The following is a 21000-nucleotide window of genomic DNA, read 5'->3' as shown; positions in this document are numbered from 1 at the left end:
GATTTTAATGGTATACATATATAATTGTTACGGAGGAACTCATTCATCTATTCTGGCAATTGCTTATCATTTAGAAAGGCTAGATAAAAATAGAGAGCCGACTAAGGATGAAATATTGAATTTACCTAACTTTAATAAATTAGTATATGGAAATCGTGGAGAGCTTTTTTATTATGGTAGAGATAAAGAAGGAAATGATGTCTACTCTATAGGTAGAGGTAGATCAAAGGTTTTAATTCCAGGATTATATAATTTGGTTTCCATGCTTCATAAACAAAAATTATTAAATGAGAAAATTATATTTTCTAATACATCACCAACAGTTTCATTACCAATGACTTTTGGGGGATTATTTTCTAGATGGCTAAAATTAGATTTTATAGGAGTACCATTGCTTGTAAAAGGAGCTAAAAAATCATATAAGGATATTATAAAACTTGTGGATAATACAAAAAAGGAAGCAAAAAAAGATAAGTCAAAGATTATTATTTTAGATAATAAGGAATTTAAGAAAAAATGATATAATTAAATGGAATAAATTTCAAAAATATACTAATATTAATTCAAGAAGATTTATTTTTAAGTAGTATTAATAGAATAAAAATAAGAAAATTTATATTAAATATTTTATGGGGGATATGTATTATGTCAGGGGATAATTTTAATGTTAACTTAGACTTAAGAGAAGTAGTTGAGTTATTAGATAAAGGAATAGTGAGTGGAAGTTTTACAGGAGAAAGAATAGATTATCATGCTGTAAAAGTTGATGAAGTTCATGCTATGGTTGTAATTGTTTATGAAAAACATTTCTATAGAGCAGGAAACAGACTTACTTTAACAGTATGTATAAACAATATTAATGATATTACACATGTTCATTGTATAGGTGCTGGTGGTGGTCAAGGATTATTTAGATTTGATTGGGGAGCAAGCGATACATTTACTAGTGCTCCAAGAGAGATATTAAAAAAATATATAATAAAATAAATTTAAATTATTTATAATAATTTGCTATGATTTTTATTATGAAATTTAAAGCATAAATAAAAAGATAATAGCTCATATTATCTGATATTTATCACTAATAAATATCCTAATGTATAGAATGTAGTAAAAAATTTTTTAGGAGTAATTATGATAAACAATCAGAGATATGTTATTTTATCACTTGAATTACATTTGTTTTTTTCAAGAATAATGAAGGAACACTCTTTCTTTTTAGAGGCAGGGTTTACGCCTAAAAACTCTAATTTAGCTAAAGAGGCAGAGCATTATAAAAATCAGTTTGAGAAATTACTAGCAAGAGCAGTAGATGTTAGTTATGGGACAATAAGGCCAAAAGTTTTAGATTCTGGAGAAATTATAACTGATTTTACATTAGGAACTGAGATGAAGACTCAAGACTTTACAGGTATAAAGCTAGATACAAATATAACTAAGAAAGAGTCAGAATTACGTAGTGGGGTAGATCCTAAAGTTAGTGAGGATTTGGTTGGATATGTAGGTTGGCTTAATGCAGGTGCACAAAAACTTCTTAAAGGACTTATTGACTTTAAGCAGAGAGTATTAGAAGATGTTTTATCATGCAAGATATTCACACTTAACTATCCATTGCTTATTGAGCATATATTGCGTGAAGCAAAATTATATCTTTCATTAGTAAATGATCTTGAAAATAGAGTTGACATTGATTCTAAAGATGCTAAAAAAACAGAGTTATTTTGGGATCAGATTATGATGGAACATTCACAATTTATAAGAGGATTACTTGATCCTACTGAAGAGAAATTGATTGATACTGCAGATGAATTTGCTCATGAATTTAAATTATTAATTAAAGAAGCTCAAGCTAAGACAGATGCCACAATGGATAGTGTTACTGATAAGACTTTAAATCAAACTATTAAACTTAAAAACTTTAAGCAAGCAGGTACAGTAGGAATTTATAATTGTAAAATAAGATCTATAATACTTCCACTTCTTGCAGATCATGTATTAAGAGAATCAAATCATTATATTAGATTATTAGAAACTTATGAAAAGGAATAATATAATTCAATAATATTAATAAAGATAGACTTTAAAAAGTCTATCTTTTTTTGTGAAAAATATATGGAAGGTTAAATATTATTAATTTAAAACAAAATAAATATATGGAATAAAAGTTATTTGAGAAATGGAATACTAAGCTTGAGGTGATTTTATGAAATCTGTATGGAGTGAAAATTGTAATTTCAGAAAAAGAGAAGTTTTAAATAAAGATATAGAAACAGATATTTTAGTTATTGGGGCTGGAATAGCAGGAATATTAACAGCTTATATGTTAAAGCAAAAAGGAAAAAGTGTAGTTTTAATTGATGCAGTTGGAACAGCAAGTGGAAATACAAAAAATACTACTGCAAAGATAACATCCCAGCATAACTTAATTTATCATAAATTAATATCAGAATTTGGAGAAGAGAAGGCTAGACAATATGCAAAGGCAAATGAACTTGCTATAAAAAAGTACAAAGAAATTATTGAAGAAAGAGAAATAGATTGTGACTTTGAAGAAAAGTCTGCATATGTTTATTCTTTAAATGAAACAGATATACTTAAAGAAGAAATAGAAGCAGCAAATAAAGTTGGTATTGATGCAGAATTTGTGGAAGAGGTTAATCTTCCATTCAAAATTGCTGGAGCTGTTAAATTTAATAATCAAGCACAATTTAATCCACTTAAATTTTTAAAAGAGCTTTCAAAGGATTTAGTTATTTATGAAAATACTAGAGCATTAGAAATTAAAGAAAACTTAGTAATTACCAATAGAGGTAATATAACAGCAAATAATATAGTTGTAGCAACACATTATCCAATAATGAATGTTCCAGGATATTATTTTTTGAAGATGCATCAAGAGAGGTCTTATGTTTTAGCTTTAAAAAATACAAATGATATTGATGGTATGTATATAGATATTGACGAAGAAGGTTATTCTTTTAGGACTTATAAAGATTTATTATTATTAGGTGGAGTAAAGCAAAGAACAGGAGAAAATGAAAGTGGCGGAAGCTATGATAAGTTAAGAAAAGCTGCAAAAGAATTATATCCAAAAGCAAAGGAAATATATCATTGGTCAGCTCAAGATTGTATGACTATAGATGGAATACCTTATATAGGAAGATATTCTGATGAAACCCCTAATATATATGTTGCTACAGGATTTAATAAATGGGGAATGACAAGTTCTATGGTATCAGCAATGATAATATCTGATATGATATTAGGAGAAGAAAATGATTTTTCAGAAATATTTTCTCCAAAAAGATTTGATTTGTCATTATCAATAAATAATGTTGCTAAAGATATAGCCGAAACAGCTAAAAACTTTATTGCACAAAATATATATATTCCAAGTAGTAATATAGAACATATTAAAAATGGTCATGGTGGAATTGTAGAATATAATGGAGAAAAAGTTGGAGTATATAAAAATAATGAGGGGAAAGCATTTATTGTATCAACAAAATGTGCTCATTTAGGTTGCCAACTTCATTGGAATGCAGATGAATTAACATGGGATTGTCCATGTCATGGATCAAGATTTGATTATAAGGGAAGATTAATAGGGAGTCCTGCAACTAAAGATATTGTAGAGGATTAAAAATTTTAATAAAAAAATAGTCTTAGATATTTTAAATTTATCTAAGACTATTTTTTATTATTTTGTCATAGCTAATATCTCATCTTCTGGAAGTGAAGAATCACAACGAACTTCAATTTCTCCATTTTTTCTAACAATAAATCCTGGAACAGTTACAACATTATATTTTTCTCTAAATGAGCTAATTCCATCATCTGAAAAGTCTTCACTATTTACATAGTAAATAGTTCTATTAATTTCATTAGATAATCCACTTAATTTTTTAGCAAATTTACGGCAAAATGGACAAGTCTCTCTACCAATATAAACAATAGCTACTTCTTCATTAGATAATAGGTCATCTGCTTGTGAAGAAGCTACTTTTTTAAATAAACTTACGTCTTCTCTATATGTATCATTTCCAATCATATTTTTTCCTCCTAGGTTTTTTATATATTATATCAAAGCTAAATTACTACATCAAATTGATAGTAATTTAAGCAAAAATATTGATTTAAATATATTTATATTATTAACTAAAACTTTATATCATATTAAATATTTTATTTGAATAAATGATTGGTATTAGAATTTGTAATATAGGTATTGCTTAAAATACTAACAGAATTAATTATTTTAACAACTTCTTTAGGAGATTCAGGTAAATCATTTTCTAACCAAGTTTGAATAATTGCAATACAACCTCCAACAATATACCTTATATAATAGTTTGAATAAGATTTGTTAATTTCATCTGAAGCATTATATATATGTTCAAGATCAGCTTTATTAGCAATAAATATTAGTTTATCTAAAAGTGAATTATCTCCTTGTCTGCAAATTAGTATTTTGCATAAGTCTTTATTTTCTTTAATTAATTCAAGAACTTTAAGTAGTAATGAATCATAATATTTTTCTGCTGGTGTTTCAGATATATACTTAACAATTTGAGAAAATAATTCATCTTCCATAGATTGAAGTAAATCATAAGCATCTTTATAATGTGCATAAAAAGTTCCTCTATTAATATCTGCGTTTTTACATATATCAGTAACAGTAACTTGATGAATTTCTCTAGTTTCGAGAAGTTTAATTAAACTTTCTTTAATAATTTTTTTAGTATATAAAATTCTACGATTTCCCTTTATACCTGCCATATTTAATCTCCTTCATTAAATTAGATAATTTTTATTTATATGTTATTTAGTAGACAAATTTATTTATTGTGTACAGTTAATAACAATAAGAAAATATGTGATTATTGTTTGGTAAATTTTGATAATTTATAATATTATCATATTATTAAATGAACATTTTGTCTATTTAATAACGATGAGTATGTATAAAAGATAGAGTTTATGGGGGAATAAGATGTCGTATATAAATATTAAAAATTTATATAAAAAATATAAAGTTGGAGAAACAGTAGTTGTAGCTAATAATGGTATTTCATTTTCTATTGAAAAAGGAGAATTTGTTGTTATATTAGGTCCAAGTGGAGCAGGAAAATCAACTGTCCTTAATATTCTTGGTGGAATGGATAGTTGTGATGAAGGAGAAATAATAGTTGATAACACTAATATTTCTAAATTTAATAATAAAGAACTTACTAAATATAGGAGAGATGATGTAGGATTTGTATTTCAGTTTTATAATTTAGTACAAAACTTAACGGCAAAAGAAAATGTAGAACTTGCTACTCAAATATCAAAAAATGCATTAGATGTAGATAAAACTCTTGAATTAGTAGGGCTTGATAAGAGAAAAGATAATTTTCCATCTCAATTATCAGGAGGAGAGCAACAAAGAGTATCTATTGCAAGAGCAGTAGCAAAAAATCCTAAATTATTGCTTTGTGATGAGCCAACTGGTGCTTTAGATTATAATACAGGAAAACAAGTTTTAAAGACACTTCAAGATACATGTAGAAAAATGGGAACAACGGTTATAGTTATAACTCATAACTCTGCAATATCACAAATAGCAGATAGAGTTATTAAGATTAATGATGCAAAGGTTAGAAGTATTGAAATTAATAATAATCCTCTTCCAGTAGAAAAAATTGAGTGGTAGAGGTATAGAGTTATGAGAATTAAGTCATATAACAAATTAACAATAAGAGAAATTTTATCATCAAAAGCAAGATTTGCTTCAATATTAATAATTATTCTTTTAGGAGTTGCTTTTTACTCAGGTATAAAGTCAACTGGACCAGATATGAATGAAGCTATAAATAATTTATATAATGAATATAAACTTATGGATAGTAAAATAGTATCTAATTTTGGATTAGATGATAAAGATATAGAACTAATTAAAAATGATGATAAAATATTAGACTTTTATGCTACGCACAGTTTGGATGTTAATCTTAACAATACAAGTAATATAGTGAAATTTATGGAATATAACAACAAAGATAATATAAATAATTTTATTGTTGTTGAAGGTAGGTTACCTGAAAAAAGTGGAGAAATAGCAATAGATGAAGAGGCATTAAAGATTAATAAAGATATAAAAATTGGACAAGAATATATAATTGATACTGATAAAGATACAATTAAGTCTTTTAATAAGAAAAATTTTAAGATAGTTGGGATAGTAAGAAGTCCAATGTATATAGAAAAAGGTTCTAGAGGAATAACTTCTGTTGGTAAAGGAAGTGTTGATTATTTTGCAGTACTAAATAGTTCGGATATATCAATGGACACATATACAGAGATATATGTAAGATTTAAAAATGTACAAGGACTTGATGGATATAGTAATAAATATAAAGATTTAATGAAAGAAAATAATGAATATCTTGAGAAAATATATTCTGATAGAAAAAAAGAAAAAGTAGAAGAGATAAAGAAAAAATTATCACAACAAATGCTTCAGAGTATGGATAATCCTAATCAAAAGCCTTTAGATTATCAAACAGCAAAAGTTATAGATATAGATAGTTTAGAGTATTATGTTTTTGATAGAACTGATAATCCAGGATATTTAGGATATAAAGATTCAATTGATAGTTTAGATAATATTGCTTCAGTTTTACCTGTATTTTTCTTTTTATTAGCAGTTATGATTTGTTTAACAACTATGACAAGAATGGTCGAAGACAATAGAGTTGAGATAGGTACTTTAAAAGCATTAGGATATGGAGATTTAGAAATATCTAAAAAATATATAGTATATGCTTCATTGGCGAGTATTTCAGGATGTATATTAGGGATATTAATTGGTTCTACTATACTTCCAATAATAATTAGTAATGCATATGAAAGTTTATATAGTCTACCTAAAATAGATATCTATTATTACAATTCATATATAATTCAGTCAATGATAGTATCAATTTTAAGTACTGTTGGAGCTAGTTTATTTGTTATCAGAGTTGAATTAAGAAATAAGCCATCAGATTTAATGAAGACAAAAGTTCCAAAAATAGGAAAGAAAATATTTTTAGAGAGAATAACACCTTTATGGAGAAAATTAAACTTTAATTATAAAGTTACATTTAGAAATATATTCAGGTATAAGCAGCGTATGATAATGACTGTATTAGGAATTTCGGGGTGTATGGCAATACTTGTTACAGGATTTGGACTTAAGGATTCAAATTCAGGTGTTGTTGAAAAGCAATTTGAAAAGTTATGGAATTATGATTTTATGGTAATTCAAGATGAAAATTCTACAGATAAAGAAAATAAAAAATATTATGATACTTTGAAAAATTTATCAGGTTATGAAAATAACTTGAATTTACATCAAGAATCAGTAATATTTAGTAAGGAAAATATGAATAATCAAGAAGCAACATTATATGTACCTGAATATAAACAGAATATAAGTGATTTTATAATTTTAAATGATAGAAAATCTAGTGAAGTTTATGAAATATCAGATAGTGGTATTATTATAACTGAAAAATTAGCTAAACTTTTAAATGCTTCTGTTGGAGATTTTGTTTCAATAAAAGATGACAAAAATAATGCTTATGAACTTAAGATAGATAAAATAGTTGAAAATTATATTAGACATTATATTTATATGTCACCAACTTATTATGAAAAAATATTTAAAAAGAAACCTGAATATAATACACAACTATTGAAGTTTAATAAAGACATAGATAATGAAGATGAAATATCATCAAAAATTTTAGAGAGTGAAAATATAATAAATGTTACTTCAACATCTAAGATACAAAAAGCTACTGAAGAATCTACAGCAAATATGAATTTAGTTATGATAGTAATAATTATATCAGCTGGATGTTTAGCTTTTGTAGTTTTATATAACTTAAATAATATAAATGTGTCAGAGCGTATAAGAGAATTATCTACTATAAAAGTTTTAGGATTCTTTGATAATGAAGTTACAATGTATATACTAAGAGAAAATGTTATTTTAACTTTATTAGGAATAGTTACAGGTTCAGCTTTAGGAAAAATGCTACATATATATATAATTTATACAGCAGAAACTGATAATATGATGATGTATCCTGACATTTCTATTCTAAGTTATATATTATCTGCTTTAATAACTATAATTTTTTCAATAATAGTTATGATTATAATGCATATTAAATTAAAAAATGTTAATATGATTGATGCTTTAAAATCTAATGAATAGGATATTATTATAAATTGTTATCATTTATGATAACAAGAAATAGCAACTTTGTTTTAAAAGTTGCTATTTTTTTATTCTTGAATATTAAATTAAGTTATCTAATCCATTAACAGTAGCTTGTTCATCTTCATTAACAGGAATTACTATGCATTTTTGTCCATCAATTACTTGAGATTTTATTTGAGATATTTTTTCAGGTTTTACTTTAAGTATAACGTCATATTCTTGAGAATCTGTATTATTCTCTAAGTTTTCTTCTATATCAGTTTCTGAAGTTTCTTCTAAATTTTGATTATCTTCATTAAGTTCTGTAGACAAATTAGTTTCGCTATCTATTGCAGTTTCTCTTTTAATTTGTTCAAGTCTAGACTCAAGTATTTCTACTTGCTTTTGAAGTTTTTCTTCTTTTTTTCTTTGTTCATTAGCTTTAAGAACTTTTGCATCAATTAAATTTTCAGCTAAAGGAAGATCATCACCAAAGTTTTCTACATAGGATTTCTCAATTTTAGTAGTAATTTCTTCTGGTACTCCACTTTCTATTAAAAGATTTTGTACATCATCTTTTGTTAAGCTTATAGGTTCGCAATCTGTATCATCATAGATAGCATTATATTCATCTACCATATTATTTAAGTTTTCTTGTATTTCTGAAAAAATTTTATCAGCTTTCTTTTCATCAGCACTAAAAGTATCCTTAATAATTGATTGAAATGTTTCTTTTTGAATAGTTACAGTTTGTTTTGAATAACAACCTAAAACATTTTCCATTAATTCAGGATGTGTATCTTTTGCATTTTTTGTATAGTACATAACAGAATTAACATCTGCGCTACGATCAATAAAAGCGGGAAATACAAAACCATTAGTTGGAGGATCAACCACCCAATCTCTAATACGAGCTTTTATTTTATTTTCTTCTTCAAAATATCTAAGACCAGGCCCTGAAAGAGATACAGGACATATTGCACATAATACATATTCGTATACTTCTTCAGATTCATCTATTTTTAAATTATCACGAGTTTTAGTAATAACATCATAAGCATCATGGAAAAGAAGTATTAAAAAATTCCCAGTATAATCATAATTATTTATAATGATATTATAAAAATTATCAAGAAGATTATCATCTTTTAATTGGCTATTTTTAAGCTGCATAAGAGAAATTTGTCTTTCATTTATAAGGTCTTCATTAAGTGGAAATTTAAGTTCTAAAATATTATTATCAATAGTTCCAGATAGTACTTTTTTAGCAATTTCTAAATATTTAAAGTATTCATCTTCATCTAAATTTAGAAAAGTTTCTCTAAATTTTAAAATAATATTTTTTTCTCCATTAACATAACAACCACACATTTTACTGAAGGTGCATTGATCTTTTTTAAAACGTTTTTTTAATTCTAGTATATCTTTTTTTCTCATATATAACCCCCGTAATTTAGTATTTCTATTTTAAATATGAATACATTATCTTTATTAAGTATAGTATTTTTTTTATATTAGTTAAAGTTTTTATTACATTAATTCAATAGCGAAGTTTTAATAAAAAAAATATTATATTTTATTATTTAGAATAAATAATATGTGAAATTAATTGCTTTCTCTATCATACATTAATAGTATCAAATGATTAAAAATATATGGTACAAAGGATGATGATTATGAAATTTTTTAAAGATTTATGTTTTGAAGGTGAAGTTGTAACACCTAATAACATAAATTATGAAAAAGATAGACAAGTATGGAATAGATCAATTCAAAAATATCCTATTGCAATACTGTATTGTATAAGCAGAAATGATGTTATATGTGCATTAAAATTTTGCATTAAAAAAAATATAGATTTTAGAATTAGATCTGGAGGGCATAATTATGAAGGTTATTCGATTGGCAATGATCTTATAGTAATTGATGTTAGTAGAATGAAAAAAATAGCTATAGATGAGTTTAGTAATACAGTAAAAATAGAAGCAGGTGTTCAAAATAGCCAAATGTATGAGTATTTAGGTAAAAGAGGATATCCTTTTCCAGGTGGGACTTGTCCAACTGTTGCATTGTCTGGATTTACATTAGGTGGAGGCTGGGGATTATCTTGTAGATTATTTGGATTAGGTATAGATAATATATTAGAATTTGAAGTTGTAGATTATAGAGGAAAATTAATTATTGCAAATAAAGACTGCAATAGTGATTTATTTTGGGCTCTAAGAGGTTCAGGTGGAGGAAATTTTGGAATAGTTACTTCATTAACTTTTAAATTGCCTCCAAAGTTAAATAAGGTAACAATATTTAAAATATATTATCCAAAAACTAATCTTTCAGAACAAGCTAATATTATGGATATATTTCAAAATTTATATCAAACATTAGATAGAAGAGTAAATATGAGGGCAAGTTTTTATAATTCTGAAGATGAAGGATTAGCAGTATTTTTTATAGGTTTATTTTATGGAGAACCAGAAGAGCTGAAAAGAATATTAGAACCTTTATTAGTTTTACCAAAAGCTGAAGCAGATTTTGAATATACAACTTTTTTACAAGCTATAAGAGAAGTTGAATCTATTTATCCAAGAAGTGAAAAATTCAAAACTTCTGGACGTTTTGAAGATGGAATATACTCAAAATGTGATTTATTGAGATTAGCATCTTTGATTAAAGAAAAGACTATAGGATCTGTTTATGCAGCAGTTACTTTTTATGGGTTAGGTGGAGCAGTAAAAGATAAAGGTAAACATGAAACTGCCTTTTATTATAGAGATTCTAATTATATTATAAGTATACAATCAGTATGGGAAAATCCAATTTACGCAGAAGAAAATAAATTATGGGTAGCTAATAGATTAAATTATCTAGAAATTTTAACTAGAGGTTCTTATGTTAATTTTCCATATAGTCCATTAATGAATTATGAGAAAAAATATTATGGTGGAAATGTATGTAGATTAAGATGTGTAAAAGAAAAATATGATCCATATAATATATTCAATTATCCTCAATCAATAAAAGAACAAAGTTAAAATTTTTAATTAGATTACAATGAATTTTATTAGATAAAAAAAGTAGCTAAAATTTATTTAGCTACTTTTTTATAAAATTATATTAAAATAATATAATCAATTTAGTAGTAAAGTAATATAAAAGAGCTTATTTATTCATTAGTAAGTTCTTTAAATATGCTTAAAAATTCACTTTCAACCTTATTAAAATCTACAAATTCAAAAGAAGGATTACTTTTTATTTCTGGTTCAGTATCAAACAGTTTTTCTCCTAATAATGCAATAAATTCATGATATAACATACAGTCATCAACTGAATTAACTTGAAGTTTTTCTTCTTCAGATAAATTTTCAGGTAAAAACTTTTTATATATAGCATTTTGAAGATTTTTTTCAAATCCTAAATAATGTTCAAGATGTTTTTTTACTGGTCTTGTAATATCAGCTAAATAAGCTTCGCTTCCATCATGAAGAAGACAAGCTAACTGAACTTTTTTTGAATAATTTCTTTCTTTAGCTTCTTTTGCACAATTAATAGAATGCTGAGCTACTGAAAAGAAATTTTTAATATGACCATTTGCTCTACACATAAGTGATAGAGAATGAGCAATATCATTAATATTTATACTTTCTTCTTTTGGATCAATTGGTGAAAAGTGTTCTTTAGAATAAGTTAAAATGTAATCTGACATAAATTTCTCCTTGAATTAAATATTAATTGAATATTGAAAAATAATAACATATGAATTAAATAAAGTAAAATAATTATAAGATAAGAGAAAAATATTATTTGACAATATCACTAATTAGTGATAAATTAAAAATATAAGGTATATAAAAAATAATTAAATAGATTAAAAAATTTAAACATTGAGAAGATATAAATTTTTTTCAATAAATATCACTAATTAGTTATAAATTTTAATATGCAAAATGCATAAAAGTTTAAAAGGAAGTGAAAAATACTAATGAAAAATTTTAGAAGTATAGAATATATATTTAAAGGATCAAAACCTCATATGGTTGGAGATGGATTCAGAGTTTCACAATACTTTCCAGAGATGATTAATGATGTGAGTCGTTTGTCTCCATTTTTACTATTGGATTATAATATACCACAATATTATGCTCCATCATCAACTAGATTAGGGGTTGGAGCTCATCCACATCGTGGTTTTGAAACTGTAACAATTGCTTATGAAGGAAAAGTTGAGCATCATGATAATAAAGGAAATCACGGAATTATAGGTCCGGGAGATGTACAGTGGATGACTGCTGCTTCAGGGGTTATGCATAAAGAATATCATGAAACTGAGTTTAGTAAAAATGGTGGTACATTACATATGATTCAGCTTTGGGTTAATCTTCCTAAAGATAAGAAGATGACAGAACCTAAATATCAAACTTTATTAAAAGAAAATATGGGAACTTTGAAACTTGATGATGGCAAAGGTGAAGTTAGCATTATTGCTGGTAGTTTCAATGGAATACAAGGGCCTGCTAGTACTTTTACTAAAATGAATATTTACAATGTAAATTTAAAATCTTATGGGAAAATTACTTTAAAAGAAGATAAAACTTTTAATACAGGAATACTTGTTTTAAAGGGAAAAGTTAAAGTAAATGAAGATAAGATATGTGGAGAAAAAGACTTTATTTTATTTAATAATGTAGAAGGAGATATCTTAGTTGAATCAATGGAAGAAGATTCATTATTTATTGTTCTAAGTGGAGAACCAATAAATGAACCAATTGTATCACATGGACCATTTGTAATGAATACAGTGGAAGAGATATATGAAGCATTTGAAGATTATAGAAATAATAAATTTGGAACTGAAAATTTCTAAGAAAAATTTTATAAGTAATAAAAAGGAGAAATAAATATGAGTAAAGTATTATATATTAAAGCAAATATTAAAAATGAAGGTGAATCAAGAACTTTTAAAGTATCTGATAGTTTTGTAGAAGAATATAAAAAGAATAATCCAAATGATGAGGTAATTGTATTAGATTTATATAAAGAAAATATAGATTTTTTAAGACCAGAAGATTTAGGAAAATTATTTGGACCTAAAGATGAAGAAAGTAAGAAGAATCCAATATTAAAATATGCATATCAATTTGCAGAAGCAGATAAATATATAATTGCAGCACCTATGTGGAATTTAAGTATTCCTTCAATATTAAAAGCTTATATAGATTATGTAAGTGTTACTGGAATAACATTTAAATATACTGCTGAAGGACCAGTTGGACTTTTAAATGATAAAAAAGCAGTTCATATAGTATCTAGAGGTGGAGAATATAGTGGTGCTCCATATGAAATGGGAGATAAATACTTAAGAACTATATTAGGATTTTTTGGAATTAAAGATATAGAAACTATTGCTGTAGAAGGTGTAGATGTAATGGGTGTTGATGTTCAAGCAAAAGTAGATGCTGGAATACAACAAGCTAAATCACTTGCAAAAAATTTTTAAAATTAAATAATAAAATTATTAGTAATTAAGGCTGAGTATCTTTAAAGGATATTCAGCCTTAATTAGTTGAGATATTTATAAATAAAACTAAACCCTATAACTGTTAGATTTAATTTATTTTTGAAATACATTTTTTTGGACAAGCGAATTGGCAAGCACCGCAGTCAACACATGCAAATTCATTTATTAATCTTTTCTTATCATCATCTTGAGTTATGCATCCAACTATACATACTCTTTGGCAAGTTCCACAACCAATACATTGTGATTTATCAATTCTTCTAGGCATAGGATTACTCCTTTATATTTTAAATTATTATAAAGTTTGTTTACAAGAATCAACTGTAATTTCTAGTACTCTTGTTAAAAATGAATATTTTTCTCTCATCATATTAAAGTGATCACCACTTCTTAAGAATTTTGCAGTTCCTTCAATTAAAAATCCAGTTCCCATATATCTATAACCCATTACTTCTTTACTACCTAATGTTAGATTAACTTTATTATTTTGATTTATATTTTCTTCAGTTTTAATCATTGCAGCTGCAGGGATTAGAATTTTATTTCCTTCAACAACTACTAAATAACTATTCCATGTATTAACAGCATGAACTTCATTATTTACACAAGTAGATATAGAAACTACTCCTTCATGGTTTAATACTTCAAAAAATTTTTCTGGTAACATATTTATTCCTCCAATATTATAGATATTAATTATCGTAGATAAACTTTGTCTATAATTAGTGTATAATAAATTTGTAGAGTGGTCAATAGAAAATAGTTATCTTGAATATAAAGAAATAATAAGATATCATAATAGAATATTAAAGAATGATTAAGGAGAAAAATGCAATGAAGTTTTCAGTTGGAGTAGAATATGCATTACATTGTTTATTATATATGGTAAAGCTAGAAGAAGGTAAATCCGTAGGAATAAAAGATTTAGCTACATTTCAAGGAATATCAGAAACGTACTTATCAAAAGTATATACAAAGCTAACTAAATGTGGAATTGTAAAATCTGTGCCAGGTGTAAAAGGCGGATATGCACTTGCTCGTAATCCAGAAGAAATAACATTTTTAGATGTTGTTGAAGCAATAGAAGGAAAAGAGTCTTTCTTTCAATGTGCAGAAATTAGGCAAAACACATTAATTTTAGATAAAGATAATTTACCAGAATCACATACTAAATGTCCTTGTTTAATTAAAGTGGTAATGGTAGAAGCTGAAAATGAAATGAAAAAATATTTAAAGAATAAAACTTTATTATGGCTATACAATGAAGTATATAATAAAAAGCTTCCTAAAGAGGTGGAAAAAGAGACAATTGAATGGTTTAATAAAGATAAAAAATAGTAAATAAAAGAATTATCATCTATATGATTAAAATTCGATTATTTATTATAGAGAAAAAAATATATATGTATTATATAAATAGTCTTAACCTAGTATTAGTTAGGTTAGACTATTTTTTTATATAAACATCTTAATAAAATAAATTATAAAAAATTAATTTAATTTCTTGACTTGGAGTTAATTCTAGAGTATATAGTTAAGTTATGATGCAAAATACAAAATTTACAAAATAAACAAGGTATTGCAAATTATAAAAATTTTAGGAGGAGTTATATGAGTAGGAAAATTATATTTTTTGATGCTGATGGGACAATTGTTAAAGGACATGGAATATCAAAATTAACTTTAGAGGCATTTAAAAAACTTAGAGAAAATGGGCATATCCTAGTTTTAAGCACTGGAAGAGCTTTATCTGCAATTGACGGTGTTTTAGAGGAGATGAATTTTGAAAATATTATTTGTTCTGCAGGTGGAACAGTTGTAGTAAATAATGAGATTATATATACAAATCCAATGTCAAAGGAAAGTAAAAAAGAATTATTAGATTATTTTGATAAATATAATGCTGTATATAATATGGAATCTAATGACTATATTTATATTAAAAAAGGGCAAAAAGAAAAATATATGCGTTTATTTGAGCTACCTAAAAAAGGAGAAGTTTCAGAAGAAGAGTATAATGCTATTTTACATAGGAGGGAATGTATATCTAAAAGAACAAAGGAAATTGAAGATACTTCAAATATAGATATTAATAAGATTCACTACTATGGAGCTGATATTTTATATGATGATAATAAATGTCCATTAGATTATGAAAAAGTTATACAAGATTTAGGTGATAAGTATAATTGTGTTTCACTTTCTTTTAGTAAGATGTTTTGTGGAGGAGAAATTTGTGAAAAAGGAGTTTCCAAAAAAGTTGGAATGGCTGTAATTTTAGATTATTTTAATGTAAATAGTGAAGATATATATGCAATAGGTGATGATTATAACGATATTGAAATGATTGACTTTGCTACAACAGGTATAGCAATGGGACATGCACCTGAAGAGGTTAAAAATCATGCTAATTATATTACTAAAGATATAGATAATGATGGATTTTATTACGCAATGAAGCATTTTAATTTAATATAAAAGTAGAATTTTAAGTATATTAGATATTTTAAAAATTAGATTATGATATTAATAAAGTTAAATATAAAAAAGAGAACTAATTTTAGTTCTCTTTTTTATATTTAAACCGTATTTTCATTAAAGTCTTTTAAAAGGATTTATTCTTTTAGCTTTTAATTCATTCCAAATTAAAATACAATACAATAAGTCAAAAATAAAACATAAAAATATAAAAATTCCGATAAAATACCAATTGTCAGGGTGAATTAATATGTAATATATACCTGCTGTTGGTGAAGTTCCAATAAATTTTAATAATGCGGAATAAAAAGATTGCCCATCAATTGAATAATCATATTTTTTTCTAGAATAAAATGTATTAACAAAGAGAATACTCATTATTGCATTTTGTATATAAGCAATAAATATTGCAACTTCAAAAATGCTATTTCTAAAGAAAGCAAATTTAAGTAAAAAAGGAGTTCCAATAAGCATTATTGCAAAAGAACTTAAAAAAGAACAGATACTTATAAAGAGCCAAAAACATTTTGATATATCATATTCTTGTTTTAAATATTTATAACTATATAAAAAATAAGTTATAACTATAATTAAATCTAATATAAACCAAATAGGATTAATAATAGCTGAAACACTATCGTTAGTCTTATAAATAAATGCAAAAACAAATTCCCAAGAAAAATTTAAAGATAATGCTACTAAAGGAATACCATATGACTTATCTTTAAATCCTCTATAGATTAATATTAAATATACAATTGTCCAACATATCCCACTTATAACTTTTAGCATAGCATAACCTCCTGAATATAATATTAATATTCCCAGTTAATTGACTAAATAAAATGGAATATATTATAAAATTGTAATTAATTATAGTATTATTTTAATTAAATATAGTAAATTCATATCACTTAAGATTATTAACATTTTTTAATAGATTTTCAAGCTTTTCTATAGATACAATTCTTTCATTACATTTATTGCTATCTAAACATATATGAAACCCTATTGATCTATAACAGTCTTCACCTGATTTATTTGGCTTACAGATAGGTGAAACAAATGCTACTTCATTTTCAGGACCTATGTGATTACAAAGTGTACAAACGTTAGTATTATTTGAATTAGTATTTGGTAACCTACATGCCATACCTATGAGTTTACCATCCATATTATAAGCTATAAGTAATTTTCTTATAGAGTAGTCAATCCATCCTAAATACACTTTTGGAGTATTCTGAATCTCTAAATCAGGAAATTTTAATTTTTTTTCTTTTTTAAATAATTTATTAATTTGAGTGTTTGTTATTTTAGGCATTCCATAAACATAATCATTTAACTTAGATAAATATGGATTAATATATATAGAATCAGTTATTTCGCTAATATCAAGTAAATTTTTTTGTTCTTCAGATAAATCTGAAAAAATACTTAATATTTTTTCGTTTAAATATAATTTAGTTGCTTCAACAATTTTTTTATCAACACAGTTTCTTAAAGTATTATTTAAATCAAATAAGCATTTTTTTATATAATTATAGTCCTGTTTTTTTATGAAAGAGTTCATAAAATCTAACACCTCTTTTCTAATTTTATTTTTAAGCAGTAATATATTGCTTTAGTAAATAATTAAATAAAAAATGATTATTATCACTTCAGTTGAAAGCAATAATAATCATCTAAATAAAAATATATTAAATATTCATAATCTTACTATTTATAGATATTATTTTAACTTAGATAAGCTTTCGTTTGATAGACACAATGAAAGAATAACATTATTTTAAATAATCATTCAATCTATTAAATAGTTCTATATTGATTATGAGCGTAATTTCTTTTCTTGATTTACTATTCTTCTTATACTTTTTTCAGATAAGTAGTATGTTTTAGCTAGTTCGCAAATACTAGATCCATTAAGATATTTTTTATAAATTTCATTATTTCTAATCTTAAGAATACTTTTTATACCACTTTTTTCTCCCCAAGCTTTATGTTTTCCACTTTTTCTAGGTATATAAAGATACTCTCCATCTACATAATCTTGTATTATTTTAAGAATTTCATCTGGCAACACATCATGTGCTTTTATATATTTCATTTTTTTACTCCTTTACTTTTATTGCACTGATAAAGCAAAGAGTACAAAAAGCTATGTGTTACAGAGCCTAAATCATCTATATAAGTTCAGCTAATTTTTACAGATTAGGCTCCAGACAAAGCATAGCTTACTTTGTTGTAGTCTTTGCAAGGAGCAATCTGATTTAGAGCTGAATGTACCATAGACTTTCATAAAAAACACCTCCTATATTTTATGATAATTATATTATAAACAATTTAAATTTATATATAAATAATAGTATAGTTTGGTAAATATATTATTATAAAGAACTATCAATAGAGGATTTTTAAATATAGAAGATTTATAGATTATTAAAATTAGGATTTAATAGGTCCATAAGAATCTTTATCTAATAATGTTAATGCTAGAGTTAGCTCTTCTACGTGTTCTTTTTCATCGCTTATTATTTTAGAAATAAGGGCTATAAGGTATTCGTCAGTTATATTATCTATAAAGAACTCGTAAAGTAATATAGCTTCAAGCTCTCCTTTTATAGCATCCCTTATAGACATAAGCAAATTGTGGCTTTTATCTTTAGAATAGGATAAATCACTATATTTTCCTATATTCTTAGAAGAAATATTTACTTGATCTCTAACCTCAGTTTCAAGCTCTTTTTGTTCTTCATCATATTTTCTTAGTGCATCTAAAAACATACCATAATGCTCTTTTTCTTCTTCCATAATGTGATGAAAAATGTTTATTACTTCTTTATTATTAGTAAATGATATAAAAGTACTATAGTCATTAATAGCTACTACTTCAGCAATCATACCTTCTCTTAAAAATGCTACTTTGTCTATAAGGATTCCTTGAGGTTGTCTATTAGTTGTATAACTCATAAAAACTCCTAAAAATTATTTTATAACATCATATGATTTTTTTTATATTATTGTTACTTTGAACTTAGTTATATAAAAATATATGAGGTTTCTAATTAATTGAAAAGATTAAATTAGTTAATTTATCCTAAAGTTTAAAGTATAAATTTAGAATTATAAAATAATTTATAATTCTAATTATCAATTGAAACGCAATTATTACAGTAAAACTTACCTTTAGGTAAGTCTACTAACCTAAAAGTGCCTACTTGTGATATTTTCAATTGATAAATATAATGAGGACATAGATTAAATTAGTTTTTGGAGGAATGAATTATGAAGGTAGTTGCATTTAATGGAAGTCCTAGAAAAGAAGGAAACACATATAATGCTATAAAAATTGTAGCGGAACAATTAGAAAAAGAAGGAATAGAAGTAGAGATTATACATGTTGGTAATAAAGCAGTAAGAGGATGTTTAGCTTGTGGTGGTTGTTCAAGAAACAAAAATGAAAAATGTGTTATTCAAACTGATGAGGTAAATGATTGGATTCAAAAAATGAAAGAAGCTGATGGAATTATTTTAGGTTCACCAGTGCACTACTCAGCAATTGGAGGAACAATGAAATCATTCTTAGATCGTGCATTTTATGTTGCTTCATCAAATGGTGGAATGTTTAGACATAAAGTTGGTGCAAGTGTAGTTGCAGTAAGAAGAGCAGGTGGAATTCCAACTTTCGATCAATTAAATAACTTTATAAATTACTCAGAAATGTTAATGCCAACATCAAACTATTGGAATGTAGTAAGTGGTACAGCTCCAGGAGAAATGCTTCAAGATGAAGAAGGTACACAAATCATGAGAGTATTAGGAAAGAACATGGCTTGGTTAATGAAACTTTTAGAGTACGGAAAAGATGCAGTTAAAGCACCAGAACAAGAAGAAAAGAAATATATGAACTTTATAAGATAATATATAAATAAAAATAAGTAGCACTTTTAAAAAAGGCTACTTATTTTTTATTCTACAATGATATAATTTGGTTTTATAATAATGAATAAAATTATAGATTTAATTATCTAAATTTATCAGGAAATTGCTTTATTATACCATCAACAAGTATATCAGCAAAATTAATCATATGATCTTCACCTTTATCGAAGGCTTTAATATCTGCTTTCCAATCCTTTTTTAATCTAGCAACAACTTGATCTGTAACTAATTGTAAATGCTTATGTAGCATATCTTTTAGAAGTTTATTTGAATAATTTGGGTTTGCTGAACTTAAAAAGGCAGCTATTTCATCAGCATTTTTGTACCAAAGTTTATTATATTTTTCTAAATCAGCTTTATTACCGCTTTTTGCAGCATCTACAACTTGACCTGCAAGTAATATATGTTCTCTTAAAAGAGCAGAAAGTTTTTTCCCAGCTTCTTCTCCATAATAAGGTTTAATAGAATTTCCTATATCATCTTGATTTCTAAGTAGTCTTTCTGCTACATCATTTTTATCTTCTAATGAAGCTAAATCACTTACAATAAAACTTCTAGTCCATAGAACATGGTCTATCCATAATCTTCTTTCTTCCATTCGTAAATTACAAGTAGATTTATTATATATCATATCTTTAGTTGATTTATCTTCTAGAGCATAAGCTTTAAATGGAATTATTAAAGATAATAACAAAGATACTAAAAGTAATAATGGTATTAAAATTTTTAAAGTTTTTTTCATTTATATATACTCCTTTTGATAGATTAATTTCGGTCTTAGTTTATACAAAGAAAGATATATATATGTATATAAATTATTAGTGTAAATGACTTA

General features: G+C 25.3%; 23 protein-coding genes. 12 read left to right on the top strand and 11 right to left on the bottom strand.

All coding sequences use genetic code 11. The features are described from left to right. The first annotated feature begins 7 nt into the window (after positions 1 to 7). The 4 genes from CLTHE_RS16045 to CLTHE_RS16030 all read left to right on the top strand — a co-directional run bounded on the left by CLTHE_RS16045 (position 8) and on the right by CLTHE_RS16030 (position 3643). Positions 8 to 520 carry a DUF3189 family protein gene (locus tag CLTHE_RS16045; protein ID WP_080024276.1) on the top strand — a complete coding sequence of 171 codons (513 nt, stop codon included), beginning with the start codon at positions 8 to 10 and terminating at the stop codon, positions 518 to 520. Positions 521 to 645: 125 nt separating this feature from the next. Next, complete coding sequence (locus CLTHE_RS16040; RefSeq protein ID WP_080024275.1) at positions 646 to 987, top strand: DUF6054 family protein; 342 nt, start codon at positions 646 to 648, stop codon at positions 985 to 987. Between the two features lie 147 nt (positions 988 to 1134). Then, on the top strand, positions 1135 to 2049 hold the full coding sequence (locus CLTHE_RS16035; protein WP_080024274.1) for a DUF2935 domain-containing protein: 915 nt from the start codon (positions 1135 to 1137) through the stop codon (positions 2047 to 2049). 154 nt (positions 2050 to 2203) lie between these two features. Next, positions 2204 to 3643, top strand: a complete 1440-nt coding sequence (locus CLTHE_RS16030; protein WP_080024273.1) for an FAD-dependent oxidoreductase — start codon at positions 2204 to 2206, stop codon at positions 3641 to 3643. Positions 3644 to 3700: 57 nt separating this feature from the next. Here the strand turns inward: CLTHE_RS16030 and CLTHE_RS16025 are convergent, their stop codons facing one another. Next, the gene (locus tag CLTHE_RS16025; RefSeq protein ID WP_080024272.1) at positions 3701 to 4051 is read right to left on the bottom strand and encodes a DUF6568 family protein; all 351 of its coding nucleotides are present in this window, start codon (positions 4049 to 4051) and stop codon (positions 3701 to 3703) included. 134 nt (positions 4052 to 4185) lie between these two features. Further along, entirely contained in the window at positions 4186 to 4779 is a 594-nt protein-coding gene (locus tag CLTHE_RS16020; protein WP_080024271.1) for a TetR/AcrR family transcriptional regulator, read from the bottom strand. 214 nt (positions 4780 to 4993) lie between these two features. On the opposite strand from CLTHE_RS16020, the gene CLTHE_RS16015 reads away from it, so the two are divergent. Then, positions 4994 to 5695 carry an ABC transporter ATP-binding protein gene (locus CLTHE_RS16015; protein ID WP_080024270.1) on the top strand — a complete coding sequence of 234 codons (702 nt, stop codon included), beginning with the start codon at positions 4994 to 4996 and terminating at the stop codon, positions 5693 to 5695. A 12-nt stretch (positions 5696 to 5707) separates the two neighbouring features. Then, positions 5708 to 8248, top strand: coding sequence for an ABC transporter permease (locus CLTHE_RS16010; RefSeq protein WP_423237267.1), 2541 nt, complete (start codon positions 5708 to 5710; stop codon positions 8246 to 8248). Positions 8249 to 8332: 84 nt separating this feature from the next. Here the strand turns inward: CLTHE_RS16010 and CLTHE_RS16005 are convergent, their stop codons facing one another. Continuing rightward, positions 8333 to 9670, bottom strand: coding sequence for a DUF4317 domain-containing protein (locus tag CLTHE_RS16005; RefSeq protein ID WP_080024269.1), 1338 nt, complete (start codon positions 9668 to 9670; stop codon positions 8333 to 8335). 239 nt (positions 9671 to 9909) lie between these two features. Here CLTHE_RS16005 and CLTHE_RS16000 point away from each other — a divergent pair, with 239 nt between their 5' ends. Continuing rightward, positions 9910 to 11265, top strand: coding sequence for an FAD-binding oxidoreductase (locus CLTHE_RS16000; RefSeq protein WP_080024268.1), 1356 nt, complete (start codon positions 9910 to 9912; stop codon positions 11263 to 11265). A 131-nt stretch (positions 11266 to 11396) separates the two neighbouring features. Here CLTHE_RS16000 and CLTHE_RS15995 read toward each other — a convergent pair whose 3' ends face one another. Further along, positions 11397 to 11936 carry a phosphohydrolase gene (locus CLTHE_RS15995; RefSeq protein ID WP_080024267.1) on the bottom strand — a complete coding sequence of 180 codons (540 nt, stop codon included), beginning with the start codon at positions 11934 to 11936 and terminating at the stop codon, positions 11397 to 11399. A gap of 276 nt (positions 11937 to 12212) precedes the next feature. Here CLTHE_RS15995 and CLTHE_RS15990 point away from each other — a divergent pair, with 276 nt between their 5' ends. Beyond that, positions 12213 to 13094: a pirin family protein gene (locus tag CLTHE_RS15990; RefSeq protein ID WP_080024266.1), complete on the top strand. Its 882-nt coding sequence runs from the start codon at positions 12213 to 12215 to the stop codon at positions 13092 to 13094. 36 nt (positions 13095 to 13130) lie between these two features. After that, on the top strand, positions 13131 to 13727 hold the full coding sequence (locus tag CLTHE_RS15985; protein WP_080024265.1) for an FMN-dependent NADH-azoreductase: 597 nt from the start codon (positions 13131 to 13133) through the stop codon (positions 13725 to 13727). 109 nt (positions 13728 to 13836) lie between these two features. Here CLTHE_RS15985 and CLTHE_RS15980 read toward each other — a convergent pair whose 3' ends face one another. Together CLTHE_RS15980 and CLTHE_RS15975 are read right to left on the bottom strand one after the other, a co-directional pair. Next, entirely contained in the window at positions 13837 to 14016 is a 180-nt protein-coding gene (locus CLTHE_RS15980; RefSeq protein WP_080024264.1) for a 4Fe-4S binding protein, read from the bottom strand. A gap of 27 nt (positions 14017 to 14043) precedes the next feature. Beyond that, positions 14044 to 14415, bottom strand: coding sequence for a pyridoxamine 5'-phosphate oxidase family protein (locus CLTHE_RS15975; RefSeq protein WP_080024263.1), 372 nt, complete (start codon positions 14413 to 14415; stop codon positions 14044 to 14046). A gap of 167 nt (positions 14416 to 14582) precedes the next feature. Here CLTHE_RS15975 and CLTHE_RS15970 point away from each other — a divergent pair, with 167 nt between their 5' ends. Together CLTHE_RS15970 and CLTHE_RS15965 are read left to right on the top strand one after the other, a co-directional pair. Beyond that, complete coding sequence (locus CLTHE_RS15970; protein WP_080024262.1) at positions 14583 to 15086, top strand: Rrf2 family transcriptional regulator; 504 nt, start codon at positions 14583 to 14585, stop codon at positions 15084 to 15086. Between the two features lie 273 nt (positions 15087 to 15359). Beyond that, positions 15360 to 16226 carry a Cof-type HAD-IIB family hydrolase gene (locus tag CLTHE_RS15965; RefSeq protein ID WP_080024261.1) on the top strand — a complete coding sequence of 289 codons (867 nt, stop codon included), beginning with the start codon at positions 15360 to 15362 and terminating at the stop codon, positions 16224 to 16226. A 117-nt stretch (positions 16227 to 16343) separates the two neighbouring features. Here the strand turns inward: CLTHE_RS15965 and CLTHE_RS15960 are convergent, their stop codons facing one another. The 4 genes from CLTHE_RS15960 to CLTHE_RS15945 form a co-directional block, all read right to left on the bottom strand. Further along, positions 16344 to 17018 carry a transmembrane-type terpene cyclase gene (locus tag CLTHE_RS15960; RefSeq protein ID WP_080024260.1) on the bottom strand — a complete coding sequence of 225 codons (675 nt, stop codon included), beginning with the start codon at positions 17016 to 17018 and terminating at the stop codon, positions 16344 to 16346. Positions 17019 to 17136: 118 nt separating this feature from the next. Further along, on the bottom strand, positions 17137 to 17796 hold the full coding sequence (locus tag CLTHE_RS15955; protein WP_080024259.1) for a FusB/FusC family EF-G-binding protein: 660 nt from the start codon (positions 17794 to 17796) through the stop codon (positions 17137 to 17139). A 255-nt stretch (positions 17797 to 18051) separates the two neighbouring features. Further along, positions 18052 to 18330: a CD3324 family protein gene (locus CLTHE_RS15950; protein ID WP_080024258.1), complete on the bottom strand. Its 279-nt coding sequence runs from the start codon at positions 18328 to 18330 to the stop codon at positions 18052 to 18054. Positions 18331 to 18668: 338 nt separating this feature from the next. Then, positions 18669 to 19193 carry a ferritin family protein gene (locus CLTHE_RS15945; protein WP_080024257.1) on the bottom strand — a complete coding sequence of 175 codons (525 nt, stop codon included), beginning with the start codon at positions 19191 to 19193 and terminating at the stop codon, positions 18669 to 18671. Positions 19194 to 19508: 315 nt separating this feature from the next. Between CLTHE_RS15945 and CLTHE_RS15940 the strand changes: the two genes are divergently transcribed. Beyond that, positions 19509 to 20144 (top strand): flavodoxin family protein, encoded by a 636-nt coding sequence (locus CLTHE_RS15940; RefSeq protein WP_080024256.1) that lies wholly within the window; start codon positions 19509 to 19511, stop codon positions 20142 to 20144. Positions 20145 to 20247: 103 nt separating this feature from the next. Here the strand turns inward: CLTHE_RS15940 and CLTHE_RS15935 are convergent, their stop codons facing one another. Beyond that, positions 20248 to 20907 (bottom strand): glycosyltransferase, encoded by a 660-nt coding sequence (locus tag CLTHE_RS15935; protein WP_080024255.1) that lies wholly within the window; start codon positions 20905 to 20907, stop codon positions 20248 to 20250. Positions 20908 to 21000 lie beyond the last annotated feature (93 nt).

The sequence above is a fragment of the Clostridium thermobutyricum DSM 4928 genome, from assembly GCF_002050515.1.
GTDB lineage: Bacteria > Bacillota > Clostridia > Clostridiales > Clostridiaceae > Clostridium > Clostridium thermobutyricum.
This window is presented reverse-complemented; position numbering and strand designations above follow the sequence as displayed.